14 protein-coding genes are annotated in these 17,688 nt (G+C 61.7%); 5 read left to right on the top strand and 9 right to left on the bottom strand.

The features are described 5' to 3' along the window. Window positions 1–163: 163 nt before the first annotated feature. From AACZ17_RS03955 to AACZ17_RS03940, 4 genes are read right to left on the bottom strand one after another with little or no spacing between them, the layout of a single operon-like run. On the bottom strand, window positions 164–1,225 hold the full coding sequence (locus tag AACZ17_RS03955) for a phosphotransferase family protein (RefSeq protein WP_290739396.1): 1,062 nt from the start codon (window positions 1,223–1,225) through the stop codon (window positions 164–166). Between the two features lie 16 nt (window positions 1,226–1,241). After that, the gene (locus AACZ17_RS03950) at window positions 1,242–1,967 is read right to left on the bottom strand and encodes an SDR family oxidoreductase (RefSeq protein ID WP_290739393.1); all 726 of its coding nucleotides are present in this window, start codon (window positions 1,965–1,967) and stop codon (window positions 1,242–1,244) included. Window positions 1,968–1,995: 28 nt separating this feature from the next. Beyond that, on the bottom strand, window positions 1,996–3,063 hold the full coding sequence (locus tag AACZ17_RS03945; RefSeq protein ID WP_290739390.1) for an alcohol dehydrogenase catalytic domain-containing protein: 1,068 nt from the start codon (window positions 3,061–3,063) through the stop codon (window positions 1,996–1,998). A 2-nt stretch (window positions 3,064–3,065) separates the two neighbouring features. Next, window positions 3,066–4,286: an acyl-CoA dehydrogenase family protein gene (locus AACZ17_RS03940; protein WP_290739387.1), complete on the bottom strand. Its 1,221-nt coding sequence runs from the start codon at window positions 4,284–4,286 to the stop codon at window positions 3,066–3,068. Window positions 4,287–4,381: 95 nt separating this feature from the next. Here AACZ17_RS03940 and AACZ17_RS03935 point away from each other — a divergent pair, with 95 nt between their 5' ends. From AACZ17_RS03935 to AACZ17_RS03925, 3 genes are all read left to right on the top strand, one after another. Then, window positions 4,382–5,113 (top strand): GntR family transcriptional regulator, encoded by a 732-nt coding sequence (locus AACZ17_RS03935; RefSeq protein ID WP_290739385.1) that lies wholly within the window; start codon window positions 4,382–4,384, stop codon window positions 5,111–5,113. A 472-nt stretch (window positions 5,114–5,585) separates the two neighbouring features. After that, window positions 5,586–6,035 (top strand): YaiI/YqxD family protein, encoded by a 450-nt coding sequence (locus AACZ17_RS03930; RefSeq protein WP_290739742.1) that lies wholly within the window; start codon window positions 5,586–5,588, stop codon window positions 6,033–6,035. 10 nt (window positions 6,036–6,045) lie between these two features. Further along, window positions 6,046–8,715, top strand: coding sequence for a cation-transporting P-type ATPase (locus AACZ17_RS03925; RefSeq protein WP_290739382.1), 2,670 nt, complete (start codon window positions 6,046–6,048; stop codon window positions 8,713–8,715). Window positions 8,716–8,740: 25 nt separating this feature from the next. Here the strand turns inward: AACZ17_RS03925 and AACZ17_RS03920 are convergent, their stop codons facing one another. Together AACZ17_RS03920 and AACZ17_RS03915 are read right to left on the bottom strand one after the other, a co-directional pair. After that, on the bottom strand, window positions 8,741–9,595 hold the full coding sequence (locus AACZ17_RS03920; protein WP_290739379.1) for an SDR family NAD(P)-dependent oxidoreductase: 855 nt from the start codon (window positions 9,593–9,595) through the stop codon (window positions 8,741–8,743). Between the two features lie 51 nt (window positions 9,596–9,646). Then, window positions 9,647–10,696 carry a Dabb family protein gene (locus AACZ17_RS03915; protein ID WP_290739376.1) on the bottom strand — a complete coding sequence of 350 codons (1,050 nt, stop codon included), beginning with the start codon at window positions 10,694–10,696 and terminating at the stop codon, window positions 9,647–9,649. Between the two features lie 218 nt (window positions 10,697–10,914). Here AACZ17_RS03915 and AACZ17_RS03910 point away from each other — a divergent pair, with 218 nt between their 5' ends. After that, window positions 10,915–12,483 carry a fatty acyl-CoA synthetase gene (locus AACZ17_RS03910; protein WP_290739373.1) on the top strand — a complete coding sequence of 523 codons (1,569 nt, stop codon included), beginning with the start codon at window positions 10,915–10,917 and terminating at the stop codon, window positions 12,481–12,483. Between the two features lie 11 nt (window positions 12,484–12,494). Here AACZ17_RS03910 and AACZ17_RS03905 read toward each other — a convergent pair whose 3' ends face one another. Genes AACZ17_RS03905 through AACZ17_RS03895 form a run of 3 tightly spaced genes read right to left on the bottom strand, consistent with a single transcriptional unit; the run spans window position 12,495 to window position 15,976 of the window. Next, window positions 12,495–13,358, bottom strand: coding sequence for an SDR family NAD(P)-dependent oxidoreductase (locus tag AACZ17_RS03905; protein ID WP_290739370.1), 864 nt, complete (start codon window positions 13,356–13,358; stop codon window positions 12,495–12,497). Then, window positions 13,351–14,364 carry an NADP-dependent oxidoreductase gene (locus tag AACZ17_RS03900; RefSeq protein ID WP_290739367.1) on the bottom strand — a complete coding sequence of 338 codons (1,014 nt, stop codon included), beginning with the start codon at window positions 14,362–14,364 and terminating at the stop codon, window positions 13,351–13,353. Before AACZ17_RS03900 ends, AACZ17_RS03905 begins: the two co-directional genes overlap by 8 nt. A 1-nt stretch (window position 14,365) precedes the next feature. Then, window positions 14,366–15,976 carry an amidohydrolase family protein gene (locus tag AACZ17_RS03895; RefSeq protein ID WP_290739364.1) on the bottom strand — a complete coding sequence of 537 codons (1,611 nt, stop codon included), beginning with the start codon at window positions 15,974–15,976 and terminating at the stop codon, window positions 14,366–14,368. A 179-nt stretch (window positions 15,977–16,155) separates the two neighbouring features. On the opposite strand from AACZ17_RS03895, the gene AACZ17_RS03890 reads away from it, so the two are divergent. Continuing rightward, window positions 16,156–17,688, top strand: coding sequence for a 4-hydroxyphenylacetate 3-hydroxylase N-terminal domain-containing protein (locus tag AACZ17_RS03890; RefSeq protein ID WP_290739362.1), 1,533 nt, complete (start codon window positions 16,156–16,158; stop codon window positions 17,686–17,688).

Here is a 17,688-nt window from a genome sequence, read left to right as displayed (position 1 = left end):
CAGGCATCTGATCACTATGGGAGCACGCCGCGTCAAATCGCTGGCTGTTCAACGCGCTCAAGCAGAACGCTACCACAGTTCTTCATTCAGATCAGTGCATTGACGCCGGCATGTTTCACCTGAGTCGGCGTTGTGCTGGCCCGTGGCTCACGAGCGCATGCGATTATTCCGATGTGGGGATGCCATGCTCTATCCAGTGATGCGCACGCCGGAATAGCCCGAGCGTGAGCTGGTGCAGCTTCTCGCCAATGGCTTTGTCGGCTTTGCCAGCACAGGCACGCGCATGGGTCCCCTCCAGAATGGCGCCCAGTTTGTAGCAGGCCAGCACAGCGTACCATTGGAGCGAAGAGAGGTTGCGATGCGAGTGCTTGCTGTAGTGTGCAACCATTTCGGCTATGCTGGGGAAGCCGTCACGAGGTTCGATGCTCGCTGTGGAAAAACCATCACCATCGTCGCTTGTCGCCATTACCCAACCCAGGTCCAGCAGCGGGTCGCCAATGGTGCTCATTTCCCAGTCAATCAGGGCGGCAAGTTCCCCGTTGTGGTAATTGAACAGCGTATTGGCCAAATGGCAGTCGCCGTGGATGATCCCTGGCTGGAAGTCCTCGGGAATGTGGTCTGCCAGCCACTGATATATCCGGGATTCGTAGGGCAGGGAGGTGTTGTCATAACCGTCCAGTGCTGCGTAGCTCTCCAACTCGCCTCGCCAGCGTCCGGGTTGGCGCTGCAGGTATCCATCCGGCTTACCGAATTCAGCGAGCCCAAGCTCCTTGTAATCCAGCGATCCCAGCGTAGCCAGGGCTTCTATGTGAGATTCCCCCATGCGGCGGCGCAGCGCTGCATCACCGCGGTGAAGTTCGGGTAAACCATTGACGGGGTTGAAACCATCCACGGGCTCCATCAGAAAGAAGGCAGCCCCCAGCACGGACTCGTCTTCACAGTGCGCGATGTAGCCAGGATGGGGTACATTGCTGCCAGCAAGGGCTTGAAGAACCCGTGCCTCTCGGCACATAACCCGGTTGCTGCTGGCGCGAAGATGCTTTGGCGGACGTCGCAACACAAAGGCCCTGTCGCCCCGCTCAAAATACAGCAGAATATTCTGGGTACCCCCGGTCAGCAGACGTTGGTTTAGGAATGGCCCCGAGGGCAGTCGTTGCGCTTGCATCCATTCGCCAAGTCGATCGAGATCCACCAGATCCCGATCTACTGATTCTTGTTTAGCCATCGTCAATACGCCTGATTTAAAGAGTCGAACCGCCGTCGATCACCAGCTGCTGGCCGGTGACATAGGCTGCCATGGGGGAGGCCAGAAACAGTACGCCGCCTGCGATATCCTGCGGCGTGCCGAAGCGGCCGAGCGGGTTGGTCTTCCTGAATTGCTCCTCCTGTTCCCGGCTGGACTGGTTGACGGTCAGTTTAGTGGGCACCATGCCCGGTGCAACGCTGTTGACGCGAATACCGTTGCGGCCCCACTTCATGGCCAGGGCTTTGGTCAGCTGCACAAGGCCAGCCTTGCTGGCGCTGTAGGCCGGGTTATTCAGGGCAGGGCGTATGGATACCACCGAGTCGAGATTGACGATATTGCCGCCGCTGGCTTGCAGCAGGTCATGGAACTCGGTACACAATTGCATGGCGCCAGTCAGGTTGATGCAGAGAATTTTCTCGAAACCCTCGCGCTCGAACTCGGCTTTTTTCCACAGCACTGAGCCGATGCAGTTCACCATTACGTCGAGTGCGTCAAACTTTGTCGCCAGTGCGCTGATGGCCTCAGGGTCCTGGATATTCAGGGAGTGAAACTGCATACCGCTGAAGTCGTTGTCGTAATCCCCCTCGCTGCGAGTGCCAGTGATTGCCACCTCGGCTCCGGCCTCCAGGAAGGCTTTTGCCACGCCGTAGCCGATGCCGTCCGAGGCGCCGCAAACCAGTACCTTCTTGCCAGTGAAATCCAATGCGTTTACCAGACTCATAATGTGTTTACCTGTTGCTGGAGTTGTCTCAGGGGGTGAGTAGCACTTTCATGACGCCATCCTCGCGAGCATCGAACATGCGGTAGGCTTCTTCTCCTTCCGCAAGATCGAAGCTGTGTGTGAATACACCTTCGCCTCGAATCCGGCCAGTCTGTAAGAGGGGTATCAACTCCGGCCACGAGTCCACGACACCGGCAATACCCATGTGCACCACCAGGCTTTTCGCCTGGATGATATGCAGTGGCATGTTGGTGTCTGCCTGGAGAATCCCGAGAATTGATAATCGACCGCCAATACGGGCGAGCTTGACTGCCTGGCTCAGAGTTGGACCGACACCCACCGCTTCGATGACCGAATCGACACCCAGCCCCCGGGTCTCTTCGTAGACCGTTTGTACTGCCTCGTCGGGGTGTAGCGGCGTAGCGCCGAATGCGGATGCCATATTGCGGCGGTTTTCCTGTGGATCGATCGCGTAGACTGTAGAGGCGCCGATTGCCACCGCCGCTTCTGCAGCCAGGCGACCCACCGGCCCCTGGCCGATCACGGCGACGGTGTCGCCGGGAGAAACCCCGGACATCTTTACCCCGTAGTAGCCAGTTGCCAATGCATCGGTCAGGAGAAGTGCCTGTTGATCTGTAATGCCCTCCGGGATACCGGTTGCACCGAGATCCGCGTTGATGACTTCCAGGTACTCTGCATGACCGCCATTGAGTACGGGCCGGATACCGTAGGCGATGCTGCTGTGACCCCCCGAGCGATAGCTTTCACAGAGGTTGAACTGCCCCGCGAGGCAGCGGCGGCAGATACCACAACCGGCACCACCGGCGACCAGTACCTTGTCTCCCACCTTGTGCCTGCGGACCGCGGAGCCCACCTCCACGACTTCACCGATGGTTTCGTGGCCGGTACAGAAGCGCTCGATGGGCTGCGAGTAGTCTGTCTTGGCAATGCGATCCCCATGGTACATATGCAGGTCTGACCCGCAGATACTGCAGCGCTTTACCTTGATAATCAGGTTGCGTTCGTCGCGAATCGTCGGATCATCGAAGGATTCATAGCGAATCTTTCTGGGACCGTTGAATACCAGAGCTTTCATTGTCAGACACCTTCGACTGCGGCTTTGATGGTCATTTTGCCCAACTGCGCCATATGCACTTCATCCGGGCCATCGGCAAGGCGAACAAAGCGTGCATAGGCAAACAGATTGGCGATCGGCGTATCCTGGCACAGGCCCATGCCGCCGTGGGCCTGGATGGCTCGGTCCGCCACCTCCTGGCACATGCGCGGGGCCACGATCTTGATCATGGCGATAATGTCACGGGCCTCCTTGTTGCCTACCTTGTCGAGTCTGTCAGCGGCACACAGGGTAAGTAGACGAGCCTGCTCAATTTCACAGCGGGACTTGGCGACATCCTGGCGAATGACGCCCTGATCCGCCAGTTTCTTGCCAAAAGCCACCCGCGAGTCGACACGCTTGCACATCAGGTCCAGACAGCGCTGGGCCGCGCCGATCAAGCGCATGCAGTGGTGAATACGGCCCGGTCCCAGGCGACCCTGGGCAATCTCAAAGCCGCGTCCTTCACCGAGAATCATGTTCTCAACGGGAACGCGCACGTTCTCCAGAAGCACTTCGCCGTGGCCGGCGGGGGAGTGGAGGTGGTTAAACACCTTGAGGGGGCGCACCAGCTTCACCCCGGGTGTGTTGCGAGGAACGATAATGGTGGATTGCTGAATATGCCGGGGAGCCTCTGGGTCGGTCTTGCCCATCACCAGCAGCAATTCGCAGCGCGGGTCGTAAACGCTGGAGGACCACCACTTGCGGCCATTGATCACGTACTCGTCGCCATCGCGCACAATGGAGCACTCGACGTTGGTGGCGTCGGAGCTCGCCACCTGTGGCTCCGTCATCAGGTAGGCAGAGCGGATCTCGCCCTCCATGAGGGGTTTCAGCCACCGTTCCTGCTGCTCCACCGTGCCGTAGCGGGCCAGCACCTCCATATTGCCGGTATCCGGCGCGCTGCAATTGAATATCTCAGAGGCCATTTCTGAGCGGCCCATCAATTCTGCCAGGGGGGCGTACTCCAGGTTGGTCAGGCCGGGACTGAAGTCACCGTACTCTTCAGGCAGGAACAGGTTCCACAGCCCCAGCGCCTTGGCCTTCTGTTTCAGCGCTTCGATGATCGGCGGTACCTGCCACAGCTTGGCGGGGTCGTTGACGAACTCTTCATAGGCTTCTTCTGCCGGAAAAATGTGCTCCTGCATGAAGGCATCCACCTGTGCCATCAGGCCTTTTACCTTGTCACTGTGCTCAAAATTCATACAAATTTACCCTGTTTTGACCTATTTATGGTCGGATGGTCGGACAATACGACTGAAATTGCATGGTAGGCCGACCCTGTGCTAGAGTCAAGCGCATGCCGAATACAGCCCTGCAGCGCGACCCTCTCTACCGCCAGATCTACAAGATTCTGGAGACCCGGATATTGAGCAACGAGCTGAAGGTAGGGGACACGCTGCCTGCCGAGCAGGTCCTTGCGGACAACCTGCAGGTTCATCGCTCATCAGTGCGAGAAGCCATGCGCCTCCTGGAGGAAAACGGCCTCGTCGAGCGAAAGCCGGGGGGCAAGAAGCTCATTGTGCGCTCACCCGATCGCGACAAACTCAGCAGTCGCATCTTCAATACGCTGATTCTTGAGGAAGTGACCGTCAGGGAGCTATACGAGGCCATCCGTATCCTCGACGCAGAGATTGCGACGGTGGCAGCGGAGAAGATTTCGCCGGAGCTGTTGCATAAAATGGAGGAGAACCTGCGGCAGACGGAAGCGAACCTCGGCGACAATGCGGCACTTGAGGTACTCGATCTCGAATTTCACAGCCTGATTGCCGAAGGGTCCTGCAACCGGGTGCTGCAGTTGAGTCGTCTCGGAATCGCACATGTGTTCCTGCCGGCGGCGAATCGACTGATGAAACAGCTTGATGTAAACCAGCGTCTACTGGATGCGCACCGACAGATTTACCGGGGCCTGCGCGATCACGACCCGGAGCAAGTCAGAACCTGGGTGCTGAAGCACGCAGACGATTTTGTACGAGGCTATGAAGTTGCGGGCCTCGATCTCGATGCACCCGTGTCCTTCACCGACCAGTAATTCCTCCAGCCCAGCCATCCGAAGTTGGTGGCAAGAACGGGCCGCACCCAAAGCAGAACCCAATTGTTCAGCCGAACGCTCTTCATACGGGCCCGCCGGATGGCTTGGCCTGATTCCCGTACAGGGCGGTCCTGCATCTGGCGGACAACCCGTCATCCATAGCAGAGCCCAGTAGGGCCCGAAACGAGCCCCGGAGCCTGCAAAACACGGCAAATCCGTTATCCGTAAAAGAATCCACAACTGCGTATAATATATATTATGTTAAATTAAGGATTCGGGCACACAGTTATGCACAGGCTGGTGAAGGCTGAACCCCCTGCCCACCCCGCGCTGTGTTTAAGGCGCACCAGCACCAGGCGCGATCGCGACAGGTCGTGCATGCGGATGGCCTGACTGTCGGCCCACAGGTCACTCGGATACACTGATGCCCTCGCGCCTGCGACGTGCAGCAATCGCAAAGGGGGAACTCGCACTGGATATCTGGGTTGATGCCGACGCCTGCCCGGGCATGGCGAAGGACATTCTGTTTCGGGCGGCTCGCCGTACTGGCCTGTGTTTGACCCTGGTGGCAAACCGTCCGTTACAGGTCCCTGCGGATGCGAATATCCGCTCGCTGCAGGTCAGCGCCGGGTTTGACGTGGCGGATGATGAAATCGTCAGGCTGGCCAAACCGGGAGACCTGGTCATTACCGCGGATATCCCATTGGCGGCCGAAGTGATTGCCCGGGGTGCCCTGGTGCTGACACCACGGGGTGAACGCTACACGACGGACAATATTCAGCCGAAACTCACTATGGGGGATTTCATGGACACACTGCGTGCCAGTGGGATTCAGTCGGGTGGCCCGACGGCACTCAACCATCAGGACAAACAGCGCTTTGCCAACCAACTCGACCAGATACTCGCCGCAACGCGACGCTAGGCGCAGTCGCTTGCACGCCGCGCCTGACGACCCTCGCCTGGTGAAGCCCTGGATGCACCCTGTAGCGCACGTTGCGGAAGCGTTGGCTGTTGATCCCTCACGGGGGCTGGCAGCAGACGAACTTCAGCGTCGCCGAAAGCTATTCGGCCCTAACGTCTTCCGTGAGACCAAGCCACGCCCTGCCCTGTCTATTCTGCTGGCGCAACTGCGGAGCATTGTGGTGTTACTGCTGTTCGCAGCGACCGGTTTGGCCCTGTTGATGGGCGATACCGTAGAGGCGATGGCGATTGCGGTCGTTGTCGCGCTCAACACCGCGTTGGGCTTCACCACGGAATGGCGGGCAACACGCTCCATGGAGTCGCTGCGAAGTATCGCCCGCACGGAGACCACAGTACTGCGCGGCGGCCGTGCGGAGCGCATACCGGCGTCCGGGCTGGTGCCCGGTGATGTGGTACTGCTGGAGGCCGGCGATGTGATCCCGGCGGACCTCCGTTTACAGGAAGCCGCCCGGATGCAGGCAGATGAATCGGTGCTCACCGGCGAGTCACTTCCGGTACGAAAACAGGTCGACGCGGTAGCGGCAGAAGCATCGTTGCTGGAAAGGCCTAACATAGCCTTCGGCGGCACCGCCCTCACCCGTGGGAGCGGCAGCGGCCTTGTGGTTGCCACGGGTATGGATACCGAGTTTGGCCGTATTTTCGATCAGGTGAGCACCGCGCAGCCGCGCCAGACGCCGCTTGAAAAACGCCTTGACGCGCTCGGCAAGCGGCTGGTGTGGCTGGTGTTGGTGATGGCCGTGATGCTGGCAGTCATTGGCGTGCTGACCGGTCGCGATATTGCTCTCGCCATCGAGGTTGCGATTGCCCTGTCCGTTGCTGCGATCCCCGAGGGTCTGCCCATCGTGGCGACCATCGCGCTGGCTCGCGGCATGTGGCGCATGGCCCGACGGAACGCGCTGATTACCCGTTTGTCCGCCGTTGAAACACTCGGGGCAACCAGCGTTATCCTCACTGACAAGACCGGCACCCTCACGGAAAACCGGATGACGGTCACCCGGGTGCTGCTGGCCGATGCGGATATCGTCTTCCAGAGCGAAGGAGACAGCTCCGGGGACACGGGGGTAACTCACCGCCTGCTGGAACGCGCAGCTCTGTGCTGCAACGCCTCTCTGGGTGATGAGGCCGAGGACGAGAAGCATGCAACGGGCGATCCCACGGAACTGGCCCTGCTGGCTGCCGCCGCCCGACTGGGGCTGGACCGCCCTGCTCTGCTGGCGGCCATGCCCGAGCTTCGTGAGGAGCCTTTCAGTGCCGAAGACAAGCGCATGGCCACGATCCACCGCGATGCCGATGGCGTTTTCGCCGCCGTCAAGGGAGCGCCAGAGAGCGTGCTGCCACTGTGTCGTGCACAACAGGAGGGCGAGGCCGCGGTTGACCTCGATGATGCGGGCCGCCAGCACTGGCTGCAGCGCGCGGACGATCTGGCAGCCACCGGGCTGCGCACGCTGGCGGTAGCGGAGCGACGGCTCGGGTCTGAGCAGGACCCGCCCTACAGTGACCTCGTGCTACTTGGTCTTGTTGGCATGGAAGACCCCCCACGCAAGGGCGTGAAGGAGGCCATCGAACAGTGCCACGCCGCGGGGGTCAATGTGGTTATGGTGACCGGAGACCACGCGGCGACCGCCGCGCGCATCGCGCTGGACACGGGCATTGTCGCAGAGGGTCAGCCCCCCCAGGTTGTGGACGGCGATGCCTTGCAGCAGGTCTTCGAAAGCGAGGCGACGGATGAACTGCTGGACGTGCGCGTGTTCGCGCGTGTCACACCCGAGCAAAAGCTCAAGCTCATTGATCTGCACCAGCGCGCAGACCGGGTCGTCGCCATGACGGGCGATGGGGTCAATGATGCACCTGCGCTGAAAAAAGCCGATATTGGTGTGGCGATGGGTATTCGGGGCACAGCCATCGCGCGGGAATCCGCCGCCATGGTCTTGCAGGATGACGAGTTTCGCACGATTGTCGCTGCCATTGCGCAGGGTCGGGCCATCTTCAGCAACATCCGCAAATTCGTTGTTTACCTGATGTCCTGCAATATCAGTGAAGTGCTGGTGGTCGTGCTGGCGACAGTCGCGGGTGCACCACTTCCCCTGCTGCCCCTGCAGATCCTGTTTTTGAACCTGGTAACGGATGTGTTTCCGGTCCTGGCACTGGGTGTGGGGACAGGTGCACCGGGTGCCATGCAACACCCGCCGCGATCGCCCCGGGAGCGTGTACTGATGCGCCAGCACTGGGTGCTCATCGGCCTGTACGCTGCCCTGATTGGCGCGGTGGTACTGGGCGCGATGGCGGTGGGTCGCCTGGTACTCGGTTTCGACGCCAGCAAGGCAGTGACGGTCTCATTCCTCACACTGGCCCTGGCCCAGATGTGGCATGTGTTCAATATCCGCGAGGACAGCGGCCGCTGGCTGCGCAACGAAATCACCGGCAACCCCTGGATCTGGGCGGCACTCGGGCTGTGCAGTGCACTGATAGCGGCTGCGGTGTACTTTCCTCCACTTGCCGCGGTCCTGTCTCTCGTCCATCCCGGCCCGGATGGCTGGCTGCTGGTTGCGCTGGCCAGTGTGCTCCCGTTGTTGCTGGCCCCTGTCCTGCGCCGTCTGGCGCGGCGCTTCGCACCACCGTGAGGCTGATCCTTGCGAACGCCCCGAGTCAGGAATCGATGCCGGGGTGTGAGTAGGCGGGCAGTATCGGGTCCTCAATGCGTTGGGACCCGTCGAGTGAGTAAACCGGTAGCCCATGCTGAAGCGGAAAATGTAGGCTGTAGGCAGTGAGTCCGGTGCGCTCCGCGGCGGGCAGGTGGCAGAGCGCGAGGCCGGTCTCCGCAATGTATTCGATGCGCTCAGTCGGGTAGCTCTCCGGAATGTATTCACTGGCGCCGGGAGTGCGGATGGCAGTGCTCGGGCTCAGGGTGTTTACGGCAATGTTGTCAGCCAGAAGCTCCGCCGCCAGTCCCTGGGTCATGCGGTGCACCGCGGCCTTGATGGACGCATAGACAGTGCCTCCCCCCTGGGTCGCAAACGCATCATAGGGGCGGGTCGGCGGCAGCGCGGTTACCGACCCCAGCGTGACAATCCAGCCAGCGCCACGTTTGCGCATTTCGGGTACTGCGTGCTGGATCAGCCGGAACGGCGCGCGCAGATAGTGATGGAAAGTACGCTCGAAGGTTGCCGGGTCCATGGTCGCCGTCGGGGCGTATTCGGCTTTGCCGCCACTGTGGATCAGGATGTCCAGCCCACCGGTGAGTGCAATCGTGCGGCTTACCAGGGTGTCGAGGTCCGCGTCACTTTCGAGGTCCGCCTGCAGCGGATAGGCTACGCCCCCCTGCCCTTCAATCAGCGCCACGCTCTCACGCAGTGTGCCGGCATAGGGGCCCGCACTGTCGAGGCTTCGCGCCGCCAGCACCATCGTCGCGCCCTCGGCAGCAAGGCGCTGGGCCAGCGCACGCCCGATGCCCCGGCTGGCACCCGTAACCAGCGCAACCTTACCTTCCAGCAGTGTTCCCATGTCAATCGTCTCCTGAATACCCTGTGTCTGTGAACGCTATTGCAGGGCCGGTCAGATGCCCTCACCCTGTGCCACAAGCTCGCGCGCGAGTACGCTGCTGCCAAACGGGCTGAATGCGTGGGACAGCGCTGTATCTATCGCCTGCGCACCCGACTCCGGATCAAACCAGCGATCAATATGAGCCCAGTGGTGTGGGTGCAGCATGTATGGCCCCAACAGGTCATCAACGGTGCGGAATTCCTGTTCCCATACCCAGGTCCATGGCGCGCACCCTGCATGCTGCCATTCCACCGGGACAGCACGGCTCAGGCGCCAGTTGCGAATTTCGTGAATGTGCTCTGGCATGGCGAGCAGGTCCCTTTCAAAGGCCTCTGCGGTCGCGGTGTCGCGACCGGATTGCAGGCGGAAGAATGCTGTGCGTTTGATCCCGCCAGCCAGGTCCGGCTCCCGCAGACCGGCACCGACGGTTGCCAGCGCCAGCGCATGCACGGCAGTGCAGGTGCGCGAGAGCTCAGGAAGAATCTGGCACTGCCACACATCACTCGCCTGTGCCCGCGCCGCGGCGGCGGCGTCCGGGTACAGCAGGTCCAGTGTCAGGTGCCCCGCTGCGTACTCAGGGGCGAGGTTGTTGCCAAGCTCGCTCGATGCAAGCCCCGGAAGTTGTGGCAGCCACAGGGAGAGCGCCTGTTGCAGTGCATCCGCGCCACCCTCACGTATCTGCAACTGTGCGGTCTCGCGGTAGCCTCTGCTGGTCGCCGTGGACCGCCCGGCCGTTGGCAGCGTGAGCGCTGCTGCGTCCGGCTTCATCAGGTAGGTACGCCTGCGGGACAGACTCTGCTTATCGACAGCAGCCCAGAAAGCGGCGACCTCCGCCGTCCCTGACTGCGCGCGCATGCCCCACCAGGCCGCCGGGTCGGTAATGGTCCAGCGCAGCCAGAGTGTGACCGGCGCTTCGGCAATGGCGACCGGTGGCGACACCTGCAGAGACTGAAAGTGCATGCCGCGTGCCTCTGCCGCCTTCCGGTAGCGTGTCTGAAACAGCGCCTCGACGGCAGACAGATGCTGCGCCTGTAAGACAATTTCGTCTTGTACGGTGATCATTGGGCGGTCTTCGCTGCTTATTGTTGTGAATCCGCACGCTATCCGCCGGGGCTTCTGTCGTCAACGTCACGGCATGCAAAGGCGTATAGAATCACAAGGAGGCATACCAGTGCGGTAGCTTGTCTGGCCGCGGCCGCGCTGGTTCAATGCAGGCTCCAGCGGGCGCATACCGGGGCCACAGTGAAAAATAATCGGGAATCCAGGGAGTTGGCACAACCATGACCGACAACGCACTTCGTCAACAGTCCATTTACGACATACTGCGCCGCAGTGCTGCGCGCCACCCGCAAAAACTCGCCATTCGCCAGCACGGCGTTGGCTGGACCTATGCCGAGTTCCATCACCTGTGCCGTGCGGCGGCGGCTGGCCTGGCCGCACGGGGTATCCAGCCTGGCGATCGCGTGGCGATTCTGTCGCGCAACTCCAATGCCTTTGCCGTGGCCCGCTTTGCGATTGCCGCTGCCGGGGCGGTACTGGTGCCTGTCAACTTCATGCTCAATGCGCAGGAAGCGGCCTATATCGTCGACCACAGCGAGGCGCGCCTGCTGCTTGTGGGGCCAACTGAGGTGGACAAGGCACTTGCCGTTGCCGGTCTCTGCCCGCGTGTGGAATCGCTATTGTGGCTGAACCTGGACAGTCCGCCAGCGGAAGGCCTGGGCGCTTTTTCGGAGTTGCTGCAGACGGAGCCGCTGTCACGGCCGGTCGCAGTTGATGAGCGTACCCCCGCACAGATCATTTACACCAGTGGCACGGAGTCGGCGCCCAAGGGTGCCGTGCTCAGTCATGCCGCCGTGTTGTGGCAGTACGGCAGCATTCTCGCCGACGCCGAGGTCGCCGGCGATGACCGGCTGCTGCACGCCCTGCCGCTGTTTCACTGCGCACAGCTCGACTGTTTCCTTGGGCCATCATTGCAGGCGGGCGGTAGCAACATCATTACGGACGACAACAGCGCGGACAACCTGTTGCGATTACTGCAGGAGGAATGCATCACGTCGTTTTTCGCGCCACCGACCGTGTGGATATCACTGCTGCGGGCGCCCGCTTTTGACACGGCGGACCTCAGCGCCTTGCGCAAGGGCTATTACGGCGCCTCGATCATGCCGGTGGAGGTGCTCAAGGAAATACAGGCGCGGCTGCCGCAACTCCGCTTGTGGAACCTCTACGGACAAACCGAGATTGCCCCGACGGCCACGATCCTCAAACCGGAGGACCAGCTGCGAAAAGCCGGCTCGGCCGGCAAGCCGGTGTTGCATGTGGAAACGCGTCTGGTGGATGACGCGGGGAATGATGTGGAGGTGGGCGCCATCGGAGAAGTGGTGCACCGTTCGCCGCAACTCCTTACCGAGTACTTCAAAAACCCGGAAAAGACCGCTGAGGCCTTTGCCGGCGGCTGGTTCCACAGCGGCGACCTGGGCACCTTCGACGAGGAAGGCTACCTGACCATCGTGGACCGCAAAAAGGACATGATCAAAACCGGTGGTGAGAACGTCTCCGGTCGCGAGGTTGAAGAAACCATTTACCAGCTGCCCTGGGTGGCGGAGGTCGCTGTGATCGGCCTGCCCCACCCGACCTGGGTGGAGGCTGTTGCGGCTGTGGTGGTGGCCAAGGCGGATGCTGGCAGCGCCGTCGATGAGCAGGCGGTCATCGAACACTGTCAGGGTCAGCTCGCGGGGTTCAAAGTCCCCAAGCGTGTGATTATCGCCCCCGATCTTCCGCGCAACCCCTCGGGAAAAATACTCAAGCGCACCCTGCGTGAGGCCCATGCAGCGGCCTTTACCGCCGCTTGATGATGCACACGTTATTCCGGGACGGCCAGGCCCATGCTGGCGAGAATCTCTGCCGGTAAGGCGGGCGTCGACAGTGCGCTGAGGTGCTGAGCGCGACCCGCGGCCATCTGCTGTGTCACCTCGGGGTGAGTGGACACCCAGAATGCGCCGGCGACCACCTGGGGAAAAATGCGCTGCGCTGCCTCCAGGCCTGAAATGCCGTCCGCGTGGAGCATCGCGTCCATCATGGCCCGGTGCTGTGCACTGCCCTCGTCCTGCCCGCCGCCGCCATCGGCAAATATCCGGGTCGCCACCGGTCCGGGGAGGACCGCCGAGACGTGAATCGGCGCGCCCTTCAACTGCATCTCCAGGAACAGGCATTCGCTGAAGGAGATCATGGCGTGTTTGCTGAGAATGTATGAGGTCTGCAGCGGCATCATTCCCAGCCCGCCGATTGAGCAGGTATTGGCGATCCAGGCGCGCCTGCCACTGGCGAGCATACGGGGCGCAAAGGCGCGCACACCATGAATCGCGCCGTGGATATTGATCTGCAGTGTTTTCTCCCACTGCTCGCTGCTGAGTTCCCAACTGAAGCCGACCGTTTCCACCCCCGCGTTGTTGAAGAGCATCGTGACGTCCCCCAGGCGCGTATGCACCGCTTCCGCGAGTGCATCGATGGAGCCGGGACATGCCACATCCACGGGCATTGCCATTGCATCGCCACCGGCCTCGCGGATCGCATCTGCGACGCTCTCTGCACGGTCTGTCGCGATATCGGCCACAACCACCTGCATGCCGGCAGCTGCGGCACAGTGCGCGAGGCCCTCACCAATGCCGGAACCGGCTCCGGTAATGACGGCGACGTTGCCCTTCAGGGACGCGAGTGGGTCAGACATGCTTGATTCCTGTTTGTGATGAGTCGAGATCGGCGACCTTCAGCACCTTCTTGCCGCGGTTGTGGCCTTGCTGCAGGATGCTGTGTACGTCGGCGACCGCCGCCAATGGGTATTGCTCAATGGGAGGGAGCCTGATGTCCCCCTTGACCAGCAGCTGGGCGATTCTGGTCAGTGTTGCGGCACAGTCGGTGTCGTCCATGGTTGAAAATACACGTTTGACACCGCGTTCGGCGGCCATCGCGGCCGCTGCCGGGATATCCCCGTCATCCACCAGCGTGGGGATGCTGACAAAGGTGCCACCGGGTCTGACCAGGTCAAGGCCGTTGGGCAGGGTGCTGGTACCCACGGCGTCCATGAGGTAGTCGAGGCCCCCGGGCGCCCAGTCCGCGATCGCCTCGGGGATGCTTTCGCGGCGGTAATCGATGACCCGTTCTGCGCCCAGCCCCTGCACATAGTCCAGGTTGGAGGTTGAGCAGGTCGCCGCCACCCGAGCCCCCGCCCAACATGCGAACTGCACTGCGAAACTGCCCAGCCCACCTGCTCCACCGTGAATCAGCGCCAACTGCCCCGGCGCCAGGCCACCCCGATCAAACAGGCCCTGCCACGCAGTCAGTGCGGCAACCGGCAATGCTGCGGCCTCTGCAAAGCCGAGTCCCTCGGGAATGTGCGCCACCCGGCCGGCGTCGGCCAGCGTGTATTCCGCATAACTGCCCTGACCACCCTGGCCGTGGTTGGTGGGCGTAAACACGCGGTCGCCCACCGAGAATCCGCGCACCCCCTCCCCTATCGCCGCCACGCGCCCGGCCGCGTCAAAGCCGATAATGTAGGGGAATACATAGGGCCGGTATTGCGCCAGGTGCCCTTCCCGGTTTTTCCAGTCAGCAGGATTGACACCCGCGCAGGCAACCTGAATCAGTAATTGACCGGCCGCAGGTGTGGGTGTCGGGACCTCGGCCCGGCGGAAAACCTCCGGGCCGCCGGTCTCTTCTATGATCATGGCAAACATGTCAGTGTCCCTGCTGCATATCGGTAATGGTGTCCTGCGGTGGCCGCCTGATTGCTCTCCCCGGCATGCTGTCCAGACGCAATTCCCCCTCGTCAATAACGGGCACGCCGTTGACCAGTACGTAGCGCATGCCAACGGAGGGTTGTCGGGGATTGGCAAAAGTGGCCCTGTCCTGCACCGCGTTCAGATCAAAGATGACGATATCGGCGTCCATGCCCACCTGCAGCCTGCCTTTTTTGCGCATCTGCGGCACCGAGGGCTGCAGGATCGTTGCCGGTATCAGCGATGTCTTGCGCAAGGCTTCCGTCAGGCTCAGCGACTCGCTTTCGCGCACCCACTCGGCCAGCAGGCGGCTGAAGGTGCCGGCACTCCGGGGGTGGGCGTAAGCTGTTTCCGGCAGCGGCCACACGTCATGGGGGATCAGCGCGCCCGTGTTCGCGTCGATCCAGGGCATGCTGTCGCTGGCTATCGCCCCGCCGGGGAGCAGAACCGAGGTGTCCAACACGCTGCGTTCCGCCGGTAAATCCAGGAAGTGTTTTACGATAATGGCACCGGGCTGCTCTGCGCGCAGGGCTTTGAAACTCTCTTCATTGAGCCTCTGGCCGTTGTATTCAATGTCCTGCGCCTTCACACCCTTGGCCGCCATTGCATCCGGGCTGAACAGCGCCGAACCGATGGTGGTGCTGGCGGCGCCATAGGTATAGGCCTCTGTCGTTATCGGAACGCCGGAAGCGCGCGCTGACTGGATCATTCCGGCCGTGACATCGACGGCCCGCACACTGCTGCTGTTCAAGTGGCAGATGTGGGCCGGGTTTCCGGTGCTGGCCGCCAGGGCAATAACCTGGCCGACACACTCCGCCGAGCTGTCGGGGTCCTGCGGATTGTCGCAGGAGATGTGTGTGAAGGTGGGGACCTCATGGCGAGCAGCCAGACTGTGCACGGCAAGCAGTTCACGAAAACCTCCCCCCGGCGCGTAACCCCCGTTGATGCCGATACCGAGTGCCCCGTCGCGCAACCCCTGTTCAAGATAGGCAGTGATGCGCTGCACCTGTTCACTCGATGCGGCTTCGCTAACCCAGCGCTTGCGGGCGAAGGCATCACGGAACCACTGCACCTCCGCGCGGGGTGTCAGCCCCTCGAACTCCGCGATGCGCGCGAAGGTCCAGGCGGCAGACGTACCGTAATTCAGGGCCCTGCCCGCCCGCGCCTGTGATTGATACCACTCATCGACCGGCAACACGCCGGACTCGAGTTCCAGGGTGGTTGTCACGCCATCGTAGGCGTGCATTCTGTCTGCAACCAGCGACTGCCCGTGTGAATGCAGGTCGATAAACCCGGGGGCAACGATCAGGCCACTGGCATCGATGGTGCGCTTACCAACCAGCCGCCCTTCGGATATCTCAACAATCTCTGAGCCCGTAATGCCCAGATTGCGCACAGCATCCAGCCCACTCTCCGGGTCGACGACGCGGCCGCCGATGATGACCAGATCGTGGCGCGCCTCCCCGGCTGCCAGGGGGCGACCCGCCAGTGTCATGCAGAACAACAGTGTCAGCAGTACGGCACCACAAATCCTGGTATGGAATTCTGGCCGGATGTGAGTGTGCTTCATGATGCCCTCGGCTGATGCGTGTGTTGACGCTGCGTTGCAACGCGGTGGCTGCAATCGACAACCGCCCCAATTTAGCATACAACAGACACCTCAGGGTCTCGGACCACGGTATTGCGGGTGCTCGGCTGGCCTGTGCGAACCGGGGGCTGGACCGCAAAACAGGTCGTGGGAGGAACAGGGTGAGCAAGGTTAGCGCAGAGCGCACAGAGGAGACAGCAGCCAGCCGGTGGGCGCGTTTTACGCCGATTCGCACTGGCGAAGACTATGTACAGAGCCTGCGTGGACGCAATGTCACGGTTTACCTGCTGGGTGAGCGGATCGCGGAGCCGGTGGACCACCCGATTATCCGCCCCTCTATCAATGCCCTGAGTGCCACCTACGACCTGGCTCTGGAAGAGCCTGAGCTGGCAACGGCACACTCTTCCCTGATCGACGCCCGGGTCAATCGCTTCCTGCACATTGTCGAATCACCGCAGGACCTGGTGATGAAGAATCGTATGCAGCGGCGTCTGGGGCAGATCACGGGTACCTGCTTCCAGCGCTGTGCCGGGCTGGATACGATCAGTGTGCTGCACTCCATCACCTGGGACATCGACCGCAAGTATGGCACGCACTACCACCAGCGCTATCTCGACTTTATGCGCGAAGCCCAGCGCCACAATGTCATCATTGGTGCCGGCATGACGGATCCAAAGGGGGATCGCAGCAAACGCCCTCACCAGCAATCTGACCCCGATCTTTTTTTGCACGTAACGGGTCGCACGGCACAGGGCCTGTTCGTCACCGGCGCCAAAGCGCACATGACGGGCGGTCTGAACAGTCACTGGATCTGCGTCATGCCCACAATGAATATGGGCGAGGCAGATCGTGACTACGCTGTGGTTGGCCTGGTGCCCGGCGACGCTGAGGGACTCACCTACATTTACGGGCGTCAGAGCTGTGACACCCGTGCGCTGGAGCCGGGCGACATCGACAAGGGCAACGCGCGCTTCGGCGGACAGGAAACCCTGGTGGTTTTCGACAACGTGTTCATCCCCTGGGAGCATGTGCTCATGGATGGCGAATACGAATTCGCCCAGCCGATGGTGTCGCGCTTTACCGCCTACCATCGCGCCAGCTATGTCTGCAAAACCGGCCTCGGTGATGTGATGGTCGGCGCTGCGGCCTCTATCGCCGAGTACAACGGGGCTGATGCCGCCAGCCATATCAAGGACAAACTGGTGGAGATGACGCATCTCAACGAAACCATCTATTCGTCGGCCATCGCATCCTCCCACGAGGCGACGCGACTGGATTCGGGTATCTGGATGAATGACGAAATGCTGGCCAACGTGTGCAAGCACAATGTCACACGCTTCCCCTACGAGATAGCCCGATTCGCCCAGGACCTCGCTGGCGGCCTGATGGTGACCCTGCCGTCCCAGGCCGACTTCGAGCATGAGGACGCCGGGCCACTGTTGCACAAGTATTTCCAGGGTCGCGCAGACATTCCGGTAGAGAGCCGTACCCGGATGCTGCGCCTGATCGAGAACATGACCCTGGGCCGCAACGCCGTGGGCTACCTCACAGAATCGCTGCACGGCGCAGGTTCACCCCAGGCCCAACGCATCCAGATTCTGCGCGGCATGGATCTGCCGCGCAAGAAACGCTATGCGCAGGACCTGGCCGGCATCGACATTATCGCAACAGACGCGGAGGGCGACGCGGGCTGA

Origin of the sequence: uncultured Haliea sp. (assembly GCF_963973825.1) — a bacterium.
GTDB lineage: Bacteria > Pseudomonadota > Gammaproteobacteria > Pseudomonadales > Halieaceae > Haliea.
This window is presented reverse-complemented; position numbering and strand designations above follow the sequence as displayed.